The organism is Streptomyces sp. NPDC027185 (assembly GCF_055567035.1).
Genome location: NZ_JBVHRF010000003.1, coordinates 421,155 through 433,558 on the forward strand (window position 1 = coordinate 421,155; position 12,404 = coordinate 433,558).

The window sequence follows — 12,404 nt, forward strand, 5'->3', positions numbered from 1 at the left end:
GCGCGCGGTCCGGCCGGCGGCCGCGGGAGAACACGGGATGGGGACGAAGGCGTGCGTGACGGACGAGGCGACGCGGACAAAGGCGCCGGTGCGGCGAGCGGTGACGGCGGTGCGGCGCGGCGCGGCCGCCCCGGGGACGGCGCGATGACCGGGCGGTACGTGAGAGATCTCGCCGGGATCGACGAGACGCAGGTCGCGGTGGTCGGCGGCAAGGGCGCGCACCTCGGCGGGCTGGCGCGGATCGACGGGGTCCGGGTGCCACCGGGATTCTGCGTGACGACGGCCGCCTTCCGGCGGGTGCTCGCGGGAACACCGGAGGCCGGCGGTCTGCTCGACCAGCTCGCGCGGGTGGACGCCGACGACCGCGAGGCGGTCCGCGCGCTCGGCGCACGGCTGCGCCGGGCCGTCGAGGAAGCCGTCGTCCCGGACGAGGTCACGGCGGAGATCACCCGCGCGCTCGCCCCGCTCGGCGAGCGGGCCGCCTGCGCTGTGCGGTCCAGCGCGACCGCGGAGGACCTGCCGACGGCCTCCTTCGCCGGTCAGCAGGACACCTACCTGAACGTCGTGGGGACGGCGGAGATCCTCCGGCACATCGGCCGGTGCTGGGCCTCGCTCTTCACCGAGCGGGCCGTGCTGTACCGCCGGCGCAACGGCATCGACCACCGCACGGTCGAGATGGCCGTGGTCGTGCAGCGGATGGTTCACCCGGAGGCGTCCGGTGTCCTGTTCACGGCCGACCCCGTCACCGGCAACCGGCGCACCGCCACCGTGGACGCCGGGTTCGGTCTCGGCGAGGCCCTGGTCTCCGGGCTGGTGAACCCGGATGTCTTCACCGTGCGGGACGGTGAGGTCGTCGCCAGGAAGATCGCCGTCAAACGGCGCGCGGTGCACGCCCTGCCCGGCGGCGGCACCCGGGAGGTGACGGTCGACGCGCGGCGGCAGGAGCAGCCCGCGCTGACGGACGCGCAGGCCGTACGGCTCGTCCGGCTCGGGCGGCGGATCGAGGCGCGCTTCGGCGGCCCGCAGGACATCGAGTGGTGTCTGGTCGGCGAGGAGTTCCACATCGTCCAGAGCCGGCCGGTCACCACCCTGTTCCCCGTCCCCGAGGCCGATGACGGGGAGAACCATGTCTACGTCTCCGTCGGCCATCAGCAGATGATGACCGACCCCATGAAGCCCCTGGGGCTGTCCGTATGGCAGCTGACGGCCATGGCGCCGATGCACGAGGCCGGCGGGCGGCTGTTCGTCGACGTCACCCGGAGGCTGGCCTCGCCCGCGAGCCGTGCCGCTCTCCTGGACCTCATCGGACGGGGAGATCCGCTGGTCAGGGACGCTCTGGAGACCGTGATCGCCCGCGACGGCTTCGTCCCGTCGCTGCCGGACCCCGCTCCCGGCGGGGCGCCGGCCGGTGCCCCGCCCGCCCCGATCCCGACCGATCCGGCCCTCGTCACCGAACTGATCGCACGCAGCCGCGCCGCCAACGCCGCCCTGGAACGGGAGCTGGCGGCGCGGAGCGGACCGGCGCTCTTCGACTTCCTGCCGGAGGCGTTCGAGGAGCACAAACGGCTCCTCGGCGACCCGCTGAGCATGCAGGTGATCACGGCGGGGATGGAGGCCACCTGGTGGCTCAACGACACATTGGGGGAGTGGCTGGGCGAGAAGCACCCGGCCGACACGCTCACCCTGTCCGCGCCCGGCAACGTCACCTCCGAGATGGGCCTCGCGCTGCTGGACGTCGCCGATGTGATCCGGCCGTGGCCGGAGGTGGTGGCGTTCCTGGAGAACGCCGGGGACGACGGTTTCCTCGACGCGCTGGTGAAGCTCCCGGGCGGGGGCGAGGCGCGCGACGCCATCGAGGACTACCTCGACCGGTACGGCATGCGCTGTGTCGGCGAGATCGACCTCACCCGGCCGCGGTGGCGCGAGAACCCCGCCGCGCTCCTGCCCGCCCTCCTCGACAACGTCCGCAACTTCGGGCCGGGCGCCGCCGGGCGGCGCTTCGAGGAAGGGCGGCGAAAGGCGCTGGAGAAGGAACGGGACGTCCTGACGCGGCTGCGGGCGCTGCCGGACGGGGAGCGCAGGGCCGAGGAGACGAAGCGGATGATCGACCGGGTCCGCACCTTCATCGGGTACCGGGAGTACCCGAAGTACGGCCTCGTCAGCCGCTACTTCCTCTACAAGAAGGCCCTGCTCAAGGAGGCCGAGCGCCTCGCCGCGGCCGGGGTGCTCGCCGAGCCGGAGGACGCCTTCCACCTCACGTTCGAGGAGTTCGGCGAGGCCGTGCGCACGCGGCGGGCCGACGCCGGGCTCATCCGGCGCCGCAAGGAAGCGTTCCGCTCGTACCGGGCGCTCACCCCGCCACGGGTGCTCACCTCGGACGGCGAGGGGGTGTCCGGGGCGTACCGGCGCGACGGTGTACCGGACGGGGCCCTGGCAGGTCTGCCGGTCTCCGCCGGGACCGTCGAGGGGCGGGCCCGGGTGATCGGGGACGTCGCGGAGGCCACGCTGGAGCCGGGTGACATCCTCGTCACGGCCTTCACGGATCCCAGCTGGTCCCCGCTGTTCGTCGGGATCGCGGGCCTGGTCACCGAGGTGGGCGGGCTGATGACGCATGGCGCGGTGATCGCCCGGGAGTACGGTCTGCCCGCCGTCGTGGGCGTGGACGGTGCCACCCGGCTGATCCGGGACGGCCAACGGATCCGCGTGCACGGGGCCGACGGGTACGTGGAGATCCTGCCATGACCGCGCGCGGCGGTACCCGGCCGGCGGACGCCGGGGGTACCGCCGCGCACCGTCGGCGGGCGGCCCGCGGTCAGTGCTGCGGGTGGGGGCGCGGGTGGAACGCCGAGCGGCGGTGCCGGGTGGCGCTGCCGGTGCCCTTGGTGCCGTGGCCGAGGGCGAGGCGCAGCCGGACCGCGTTGATCATCTCTCCGATGCCCAGGACGATCGCCATGATGCCCGTGACCAGCGTGAGCGCGGCGAGCGAGCCGAACGGCGAGATGACCGTCACGATGCCGGCGAGCAGCGTGATGATGCCGAGGAAGAGTTGCCAGCCCCGCGCGGGGGTCTCCCGGGCCGAACCGGCCGCCGCGGTGATCATGATGCCGCGCACCAGCCAGCCGAAGCCGATCCAGAGGGCGAGCAGCAGGAGCGATTGCAGGGTGCCCCGGAAGCAGACGAGTCCGAGGAGCACGCTGATCGCGCCCGTGACGAAGTGCAGCGCCCGCAGATGCCCGGGGACATGGGCGCCGAAGGCACCGGCCAGTTGGAAGACGCCGCTGACCAACAGGTAGACACCGAAGGCGATCCCGACGACGAGCAGCGTCTTGCCCGGCCAGACCAGGACGATCACGCCCAGGGCCACCGAGGCCAACCCGATGGTGAACAGCGCCTGCCAGCCCAGGTTGGCCAGGGCGCCCAGCGGGTTGCTCTCCGCGGGGGCGCCCGGGGGCGGGCCGCCGTCCGAAGCCGTGGAAGGGGTCGTCATACCTGCCACCTCTCTCATGGACAGCACGGTCGGGTACGGACGCTTCCATCGTCACCCCATCGGACCAGTCCCGCTTGGGGAGAGCGCGGCCGTACGGGGAGGCGCCCGCCCCGCGCGGTGCGGGGCGGGCGCCTCCCGGCCCGTCCGGGACCGTCCGGAGCAGACCGGCGATCGGGCGGCGCCGAGGCGCCGCCCGGACTCAGGGGCGGGCCGTCAGGTAGCCGCCCATGGAGGTGAAGTACTCGGCGGCGGGCAGTTCACGGCCGTCCTCGGTACGGACGCGGGTGACGGCCAGACCGTGGTTGCGGCCGGTGCGGGCGTCGGCGCCGGCGACGATCACCACACCGTCGCCCTCGCGGTAGAAGATGCGGCCGGGAGTGCCGCCGTACACGCCTTCGGAGACGACGGCGGTCAGGATCTCCAGCCGCTTGCCCTTGTGGAAGGTGAAGGCGGCCGGGTAGGGGGCGGACTGGGCGCGGATCAGCCGCTGAAGGACCTCGGCGGGCCAGTCCCAGTTGATCCGGATGTCCTCCTCGGACCGCTTGTGGAAGAAGCTGGCCCGGGAGCGGTCCTGCTTGGTGAACTCGGTCTCGCCGGCGGCGATCCGGTCCAGCGCGCCGATGGTGACCGGGGCGATCAGGTCGACCGTCTTGTGGAAGAGGTCGGTGGCGGTGTCGGTCGGGCCGACCTCGACCGCGCGCTGGTCGACGATGTCACCGGCGTCGAGCACCTCGTCCATCAGGTGCGCGGTGACGCCCACCTCGGACTCGCCGTTGATGAGGGCCCAGATCAGCGGCGAGAAGCCGGCGTACTTGGGCAGCAGCGAGTCGTGGACGTTGAGGGTGCCGTGCGGCGGGAGGGAGTAGACGCGCGGCGGTATCCAGGTGCGCCAGTTGTTGGCGACGATGATGTCCGGGTCGGCTTCCTTGAGCCGCTGGAACAGCTCGTCGTCGTCCGGACGGTTGCGGATGACGACGGGGACGCCGTGCTCCTCCGCCAGCTCGGCGACCGAATCGCTCCAGATCTTCTCGTAGGCGTGCTCGCTCTTGGGGTGCGTCACGACCATCACGACGTCGTGTTCGGAGTCCAGGAGCGCCTTCAGGGTGCGATGGCCCCAGGTTTGGTAACCGAACATGACGACCCGCATCAGGGTTCCTCCTCAGAAGAGCGAAACGATCAGAGGTAAGTAAAGCAAGGCTTACCTAACATCGCAACGACCTCGATTCCGCGGTCAATTGACCGGGAGGGCGGCGTAATGCCCGTTTTGACTGGTCGACAGCCGGGCCAGATCAGGTTAGCTTTACCTAAGTTCCGCTCGGCTGCCGGTCACCGGCGCGCCCGGACCCTTCTTTTCCCCACTGACAGGCGCCTGGCAGGCGGCCGTCCCGCACGAATGGGAGTGACATGTCACAGCCTCTTCCTGGCGACGCACCACTGATCCACGATCTGATCGGCATCGGCTTCGGGCCGTCGAACGTGGCCATGGCGCTCGCGCTCACCGAGCACAACGCGCGCGTCGGACGGCAGGAGGCGGTCACCGCTCACTTCTTCGAGCAGCAGCCCGGCTTCGGATGGCACCGCGGCATGCTCATCGACGACGCGACGATGCAGGTGTCCTTCCTCAAGGACCTGGTGACGCTCCGGAACCCGACCAGCGAGTACTCCTTCCTCCAGTTCCTCCAGAGCAAGGGCCGCCTGATCGACTTCGTCAACCACAAGAACCTCTTCCCGCTCCGCGTGGAGTTCCACGAGTACTTCGAGTGGGCCGCGGCGAAGGTCGACGACATGGTCTCGTACGGACACCGGGTCGTCGCGGTCGAACCCGTCGTACGCGACGGCGTGATCGAGTACCTCGACGTGACCGCCCGCTGCGGGGACGAGACCGTCGTCCACCGCGCCCGCAACCTCGTCATCGGCACCGGACTGCGCCCGGTCATGCCGGAGGGCGTGGCGCGCACCGACCGCGTGTGGCACAACTCCGAGCTGCTGACGAAGGTTGACGGTCTGACGGACGCCGCCCCCGAGCGCTTCGTCGTCGTCGGCGCCGGTCAGAGCGCCGCCGAGAACGTCGCCTACCTGCACCGCCGCTTCCCGGACGCCGAGATCTGCGCCGTCTTCTCCCGCTACGGCTACAGCCCCGCGGACGACAGCGGCTTCGCCAACCGCATCTTCGACCCCCAGGCGGTCGACGACTACTTCAGCGCGCCGGAGGACGTCAAGCAGCGGCTGATGGACTACCACGGCAACACCAACTACTCCGTGGTGGACATCGACCTCATCGACGACCTGTACCGGCAGGCGTACCGGGAGAAGGTGCTCGGCGCCGAACGGCTGCGCTTTTTGAACGTCTCGCGCCTCACGGACGTCAAGGAGACGCCCGAAGGGGTACGCGCCACCGTCAAGTCCCTGGTCACCGGCGAGGAGACACTGCTCGACGCCGATGTCGTCGTCTGCGCCACCGGGTACCTGGAGGCCGACGGTCTCGGTCTGCTCGGTGAGGTCGCCGAGCAGTGCCACCGCGACGAGCGGGGCCGCGTCCGCGTCGGGCGCGACTACCGGGTGGCGACCGACCCGCGGCTGCGGTGCGGCATCTACCTCCAGGGCGGCACCGAGCACACCCACGGCATCACCTCCTCCCTGCTGTCCAACACCGCGATACGGGTCGGCGAGATCCTGGACTCGATCGTCGGCGGTGACGCCCCGGACCGCTCCGCCGAGCTCCGGCCGGTCGCGGACGCCCGCCAGCCGGCCGCCTGACCCGCCCTCGACCGCCGTGCCGGTGACGGACGTCCTCCGCCGCCGGTACGGCATCCGCCTGCCGCAGCTCCACGAGAAAGGAACGTCCGTGCCCTCTGGTATCCGGTGCCGCGCCGGTGCTCCGTCCGGCCGTCAGCGCGAGGTCCGCGAGTGACCCGGCGTCAGACGGCGGTCGTCCCCGCCGGTACGGGCACGGCGGCGCAGGCGCGTCCGGCGCTCGTCCGGATCGCGGCGGTGCGGCGGCGCCGGATCCTGGGGCTGGGCGCCGTGCTGGCGGTCCTGGTGGTCGCCGCGGTGCTCTCGCTCGTCGTCGGCGCCCGCGCGCTCGGCCCCGGCGAGGTGTGGCACGGGCTGTTCGCGGCGCCGGGCACCGACCGGGACGGCGCCGAGATCCGGCTCATCGTGCAGACCGTGCGGCTGCCCCGGACGGTGCTGGCGATCGTGGCCGGTATCGCCCTGGGCGTCGGCGGCGCGCTGATCCAGGGCTACACGCGCAATCCCATCGCGGACACCGGTCTGCTGGGGGTGAACACCGGCGCCTCGTTCGCCGTGGTGTCGGCGATCTCCCTGCTCGGGCTCGCCGACCCGTTCCAGTACGTCTGGTTCGCCTTCCTGGGCGCCGGGCTCGCCGGCGCCGTGGTGTTCGGGCTCGCCAGCATCGGGCGGGGCGCCGGCAATCCGCTGACGCTCGCGCTGGCCGGGCAGGGCGTCACGGTCTTCCTCGCCGCGATGACGACGGCGATCGCGCTGTCCGACAAGGCGGCGCTGAACGCCCTGCGGTTCTGGAACACCGGCTCGGTGGCCGGGGTCCCGTTCTCCGTCATCGGGCCGATGGCCCTGTTCGCCGGGGCCGGGCTGGTGCTGGCGCTGATCATGCTGCCGTACCTCAACCTGCTGAACCTGGGGGACGACGTGGCGCGGGGGCTGGGCGTCAACCTCACCGTGGTCCGGACCGTCGGCATCGTCGCCATCACGTTGCTGGCGGGCGCGGCCACCGCGGCGTGCGGTCCGATCGCGTTCCTGGGGCTGATGGTGGCGCACATCGCCCGGTATCTGACCGGGCCCGACTACCGGTGGCTGGTGCCGTACGCGGGTCTGCTCGGCGCGGTCACCCTTCTGATCTGCGACATCGTGGGGCGGTTGGTGGTACGGCCGGGGGAGCTGGACGCGGGCGTGCTCGTCGCTCTCCTGGGCGCGCCGTTCTTCGCAGCCATGGTGTGGCGGGGAAAGTTCAAGAGCGCATGAACGAAACAGCGGTGCCGCGTGAGGTGGTGCCAGGTGTCCGGCTCGGCCGGGTGTCTTTCGTCTGGCGGCCCAGGATTCTGCTGGTCACGCTGGTTCTGGCAGCGGTGGCCCTGCTGCTGTTCTGTCTCTCCATCTCCCTGGGGGACTTCCCGATCGGCCTGCCGAGGGTGCTCGCGACACTCTTCGGCCAGGGCGAACAGGTCGACGAGTTCGTGGTGATGGACCTCCGTCTGCCGAGAGCCGCGGCCGGTCTCGTCGTAGGGGTCGCGCTGGGCGTCTCCGGGGCGATCACCCAGTCCGTGGCCCGTAATCCGCTGGCCAGTCCGGACATCCTGGGGATCACCGGCGGTGCCAGTGCGGTGTCGGTGTTCTTGGTGACGGTGTCGGGCGGTGCCGCGGTCGCCGGCGTCCTCGGGCTCTCCGGGGCGGCGCTGGCGGGCGGTCTGGGCACGGGCCTGCTGGTGTACTTCCTGGCGTGGCGGCGCGGGGTGGACGGCTTCCGGCTCATCCTCATCGGCATCTCGGTGAGCGCCGTGACGGAGGCGCTCACGACCTGGATGCTGGCCACCGCCGACATCCGGGACGTGGCGCGGGCCCAGGCGTGGCTGGTGGGTTCGCTGGACAACCGGTCGTGGGACGAGGTCCGTCCGGCCCTGTGGGGCACGCTCGTCCTGCTGGCCGTGGTGACCGGTGCCGCCTTCCAGTTCAAGCCGCTGCACCTCGGCGACGACGTGGCCGCGGGCCTGGGCGTGCGGTACACCCGGGTGCGGGCGGTCCTGCTGCTGTGCGCGGTGCTGCTGGCCGCGGCGGCGGTGAGCGCGGCGGGGCCGGTCCCGTTCGTGGCGATGGTGGCGCCGCAGGTGGCGATGCGTCTGACGAGGTCCCCGACGCCGCCGGCCCCGGCGTCGGGCGCGGTGGGGGCCCTGCTGCTGCTCGGAGCGGATCTGGTGGCGCGTACGGCGCTGCCGGTCACCCTGCCGGTCACCCTGCCGGTCGGCGTCGTCACCGCCGCGATCGGCGGCCCTTTCCTCATCCACCTTCTGGTGCGGGCCAATCGCCGCTAGGGGCGCCGCCCCACGTGCGGAAAAGTTAGGTAAGTCTGAATTGAGGGGGAGTCATGATGGCTCAGCACACCATCGGGACCGAGGCCGGGGCCGGTGACGCCCCCCGGTTGGCCGCCAGGGGTGTCACGGTCGGATACGGCGAGCGGACCGTCATCGACACGCTGGACGTGACGGTTCCGCAAGGGGTGGTGACCACCATCATCGGCCCCAACGGCTGCGGGAAGTCCACCCTGTTGCGGACCCTCTCGCGGCTGCTGAAGCCGTCGAGCGGCTCGGTCGTCCTGGACGGTGACGACATCGGCCGGCTCAGGACCCGGGACGTGGCGAAGAAGCTCGGGCTGCTGCCCCAGTCACCGGTCGCGCCGGAGGGCCTGACCGTGGCCGATCTGGTCGCCCGGGGGCGCCATCCGCACCAGGGCTGGCTGCGGCAGTGGTCGTCGGACGACGCCTCCGTCGTGGAGCGGGCGCTGGAGATGACCGGGGTGGCCGACCTCGCCGACCGCGCCGTCGACACGCTCTCCGGCGGGCAGCGCCAGCGCGTCTGGATATCGATGACGCTGGCCCAGGGCACCGGTCTGCTGCTGCTCGACGAGCCCACCACCTATCTGGACCTGGCGCACGCCATCGATGTGCTCGACCTGGTCGACGATCTGCACGAGGCGGGCCGCACCGTGGTCATGGTGCTGCACGATCTCAACCTGGCCGCGCGCTACAGCGACAACCTGATCGTGATGAAGGCGGGTTCGGTCCTGGCCCAGGGGCATCCGCGCGACGTGATCACCGCCGAGCTGCTGGACGAGGCGTTCGGGCTGCGGGCCAAGGTCATCGACGATCCGGTGGGGGACCGTCCGCTCATCGTCCCCATCGGGCGGACGCACGCCGGGGGAACGGCAGTTCAGACGGCCGATGCTGCAATTTAGGCTAGGCTAACCTCACTTGCTCACGCTAAGGTCTGCCTGCCCTTACGTGGGCCCGTATGTGACAGCGCGACAGCAAGGGAACCCGGATGCTCCTCGACCGAACGACACGTACGAAGCCCTGGCGGCGGGTGGCGGCGGCGGTGTCCGCCGCGGCCCTCGGGGCGGGTCTCCTCGCGGGGTGCGGCGCCGGCTCGGCGGACGAGGGCGGAAAGGGCGGCGGCGCGGCCGCCTCCGGCGCGTTCCCGGTCACCGTGGAGCACGCGTTCGGGGCCACCACCGTCCCCAAGGCGCCCGAGCGGGTCGTGACCGTGGGCTACACCGACGACCAGGACGTCCTGGCCCTCGGCGTCAAGCCCGTCGGCATGGTCGACCAGTACCCGAACCCGGGCGGCAAGAGCCCCGACATCAACACCCAGTGGCCCTGGGTCAAGGACAAGTGGGGCGGTGCCCGGCCCGAGGTCGTCATGAACAACGGTGACTCCGGCCCCAACTACGAGAAGATCGCCGCCCTGCGGCCGGACCTGATCGTCGCGGTGTACTCCGAGATCGACAAGGACGCGTACGACAAGCTCTCCCGGATCGCGCCGACGGTGGCGCGCACCAAGGCCGAGAAGGAGCCGTTCAGCGCGGCGTGGCAGGACAACGCCCGCCATATCGCCAAGGCGCTCGGCAAGTCCGGCGAGGGCGACAAGATGATCGAGGACATCCAGGACAAGCTCGCCGGCGTCCGGAAGAAGCACCCGGAGTTCGCCCGGCAGAAGGCGGTCGCGCTCTCCTGGTACAAGGACGCCGTCGCGCCGTTCACCACCAAGGACGTCCGCGGGCAGCTCCTTACGGGCATGGGCTTCAAGGGGCAGGAGGAGATCGACAAGATCGCGGGCGGCAAGTTCTCCGTCCCGCTCTCGCCCGAGCGGATGGACCTCGTCGACGTGGACCGGGTATTCGTCATCAACGACAAGGCGGACACCGACGCGTTGAAGAAGTCCGCCCTCTTCAGCAACTTGAAGGTCGCCAGGAGCGGCAAGGTCGCGTACCTCCTCGACAGTGAGGGCCCGGCGGTCGGCGCGGCGATGTCGCAGGCCACGCTGCTCTCCCTGCCGTACGCCGTCGACCAGCTCGTGAAGTCGGCCGGCCGGGAGTGAGCGCCACGCAGACGCGCACCGCCCCGGCGGCCCTGCGCACGACGACGGGCCGGGAGGCGGCCCGGTGGGTCGCGGCGCACTGCCGCGAGATGCCGTGGCTGACCGCGGCGACCGTGCTCAGCACGGTCGCCGGGGCGGCGCTCCAGATGCTCCCGGTGCTGCTGCTCAGCCGGGTGGTGGACGGGGTGACCGGCGGGGAACCGGCCTCCGCGCTGGTCGTGATCGGCGCCTGGATGGCGGGGGCCGCACTGCTCGGCGCGGCGGCCACCGCGGTGTCGACCTACCTGATCGGACGGCTCGGCGCCGATCTCCTCGCGCGGCTGCGCGAGGGCGCCGTCCGGGCCGTGCTCGGCATGCCCAGCGCCCGGATCGAACAGGTGGGCCGCGGCGATGTGCTCTCCCGGGTCGGTGACGACGTCGCCGTCCTGTCGAAGGGCATCCGGCAGGCCATCCCCACGGTGTTCTCCGCCGGGGTGCTGGTGGCCATCGCCACCGTCGGCATGTTCGGCCTCGACTGGCGGCTCGGCCTGGCGGGCGCCTGCGCGTTGCCCGCCTACGGGTTCGCCCTGCGCTGGTACCTGCCGCGCTCCGCGCCGCTCTACCGCAAGCAGCGGGCGGCCCAGGCCGAGCGCGCGCAGGCGCTGATCAGCGGTCTGGACGGGATCGACACGGTGCGCGCCTACGGTCTGGAGGCGGACTTCCGCGAGCAGGTCGCCGGCGGCTCCCGGCGGGTGCGCGACCTCGGGATCGAGGTGTTCCGCCTCTTCGGCCGGTTCGTCGGGCGGGAGAACCGCGCGGAGTTCATCGGCCTGGTCCTGATCCTCCTGGTGGGCTTCGTCCTGCTGGAGACCGGCTCCGCCACCCTCGGCGCGGTGTCGGCGGCGCCGCTGGTGTTCCACCGGCTGTTCACCCCGCTGGGCGCCATCATGTTCACCTTCGACGAGGCGCAGAAGTCGGGCGCGAGTCTGACCCGGCTCGTCGGCGTGGTGTCGGAGTCCGCGGCGGAGCGCCTGGTGGGCGACGCGGACCCGGCTCCGGAGGACGGCGCCGGGTACCCGGTGACGGTGACGGGGCTGACGTTCGCCTATCCCGGGGCCGAGGAGCCGGTCCTGCGGGACGTCGATCTGACGATCCCGGCGGGCGGTTCGCTGGCGCTGGTGGGCGCGACGGGCGCCGGCAAGTCGACGCTGGCCGCCCTCATCGCCGGTATCGGGACCCCGCAGGCCGGATCGGTGCGGATCGGCACGGCCGACCTCGCCGGGCTGGACGGGGCCGGGGCGCGGGCGCTGGTCAGCATCCTGACGCAGGAGACGCATGTGTTCTCCGGCCCGCTCGCCGACGATCTGCGGCTGGCCGCGCCGGAGGCGAGCGACGCGGAGCTGTGGGACGCCCTGCGCACCGTGGGCGCCGCCGAGTGGGCCGAGGCGCTGCCCGACGGACTGGCCACCTCGGTCGGTGAGGGCGGGGAGCGGCTGGACAGCACGAAGGTCACCCATATCGCCCTGGCCCGGCTGGTGTTGGGCCGCGCGCCCGTCGTCGTGCTCGACGAGTCGACGGCGGAGGCGGGCAGTGAGGGCGCCGCCGAGCTGGAGCGGGCGGTGCTGGCCGCCTGTGCCGGGCGTACCACGCTGTTCGTGGCGCACCGGCTCACCCAGGCGGTGGCCGCCGACCGGATCGCCGTGCTGGACGCGGGCCGTGTCGTGGAACTGGGCACGCATGACGAGTTGGTGGCCCTCGGCGGCCGGTACGCGCGGCTCTGGCGCGCCTGGAGAGAGGGTAGTTAGGTCAG

The 12,404-nt window shown here is 72.0% G+C and carries 9 protein-coding genes; 7 read left to right on the plus strand and 2 right to left on the minus strand.

The window, feature by feature from the left end; all coding sequences use genetic code 11:
* Positions 1-144: 144 nt before the first annotated feature.
* Positions 145-2,742 (plus strand): rifamycin-inactivating phosphotransferase, encoded by a 2,598-nt coding sequence (gene rph / locus ACZ4M8_RS12010; protein WP_467606536.1) that lies wholly within the window; start codon positions 145-147, stop codon positions 2,740-2,742.
* Between the two features lie 70 nt (positions 2,743-2,812).
* Here rph and ACZ4M8_RS12015 read toward each other — a convergent pair whose 3' ends face one another.
* Positions 2,813-3,487 (minus strand): HdeD family acid-resistance protein, encoded by a 675-nt coding sequence (locus tag ACZ4M8_RS12015; RefSeq protein WP_467605955.1) that lies wholly within the window; start codon positions 3,485-3,487, stop codon positions 2,813-2,815.
* 199 nt (positions 3,488-3,686) lie between these two features.
* Positions 3,687-4,634 carry a methionyl-tRNA formyltransferase gene (locus ACZ4M8_RS12020; protein WP_467605956.1) on the minus strand — a complete coding sequence of 316 codons (948 nt, stop codon included), beginning with the start codon at positions 4,632-4,634 and terminating at the stop codon, positions 3,687-3,689.
* Between the two features lie 257 nt (positions 4,635-4,891).
* Here ACZ4M8_RS12020 and ACZ4M8_RS12025 point away from each other — a divergent pair, with 257 nt between their 5' ends.
* The 6 genes from ACZ4M8_RS12025 to ACZ4M8_RS12050 all read left to right on the plus strand — a co-directional run bounded on the left by ACZ4M8_RS12025 (position 4,892) and on the right by ACZ4M8_RS12050 (position 12,399).
* Positions 4,892-6,244 carry a lysine N(6)-hydroxylase/L-ornithine N(5)-oxygenase family protein gene (locus ACZ4M8_RS12025; RefSeq protein ID WP_467605957.1) on the plus strand — a complete coding sequence of 451 codons (1,353 nt, stop codon included), beginning with the start codon at positions 4,892-4,894 and terminating at the stop codon, positions 6,242-6,244.
* A gap of 225 nt (positions 6,245-6,469) precedes the next feature.
* Positions 6,470-7,489, plus strand: a complete 1,020-nt coding sequence (locus ACZ4M8_RS12030; RefSeq protein WP_467606538.1) for a FecCD family ABC transporter permease — start codon at positions 6,470-6,472, stop codon at positions 7,487-7,489.
* Positions 7,486-8,553: a FecCD family ABC transporter permease gene (locus ACZ4M8_RS12035; protein ID WP_467605960.1), complete on the plus strand. Its 1,068-nt coding sequence runs from the start codon at positions 7,486-7,488 to the stop codon at positions 8,551-8,553. Before ACZ4M8_RS12030 ends, ACZ4M8_RS12035 begins: the two co-directional genes overlap by 4 nt.
* A 53-nt stretch (positions 8,554-8,606) precedes the next feature.
* Positions 8,607-9,473, plus strand: a complete 867-nt coding sequence (locus ACZ4M8_RS12040; RefSeq protein ID WP_467605962.1) for an ABC transporter ATP-binding protein — start codon at positions 8,607-8,609, stop codon at positions 9,471-9,473.
* Between the two features lie 86 nt (positions 9,474-9,559).
* Positions 9,560-10,615: an iron-siderophore ABC transporter substrate-binding protein gene (locus ACZ4M8_RS12045; protein WP_467605964.1), complete on the plus strand. Its 1,056-nt coding sequence runs from the start codon at positions 9,560-9,562 to the stop codon at positions 10,613-10,615.
* Complete coding sequence (locus tag ACZ4M8_RS12050; RefSeq protein WP_467605967.1) at positions 10,612-12,399, plus strand: ABC transporter ATP-binding protein; 1,788 nt, start codon at positions 10,612-10,614, stop codon at positions 12,397-12,399. Before ACZ4M8_RS12045 ends, ACZ4M8_RS12050 begins: the two co-directional genes overlap by 4 nt.
* Positions 12,400-12,404 lie beyond the last annotated feature (5 nt).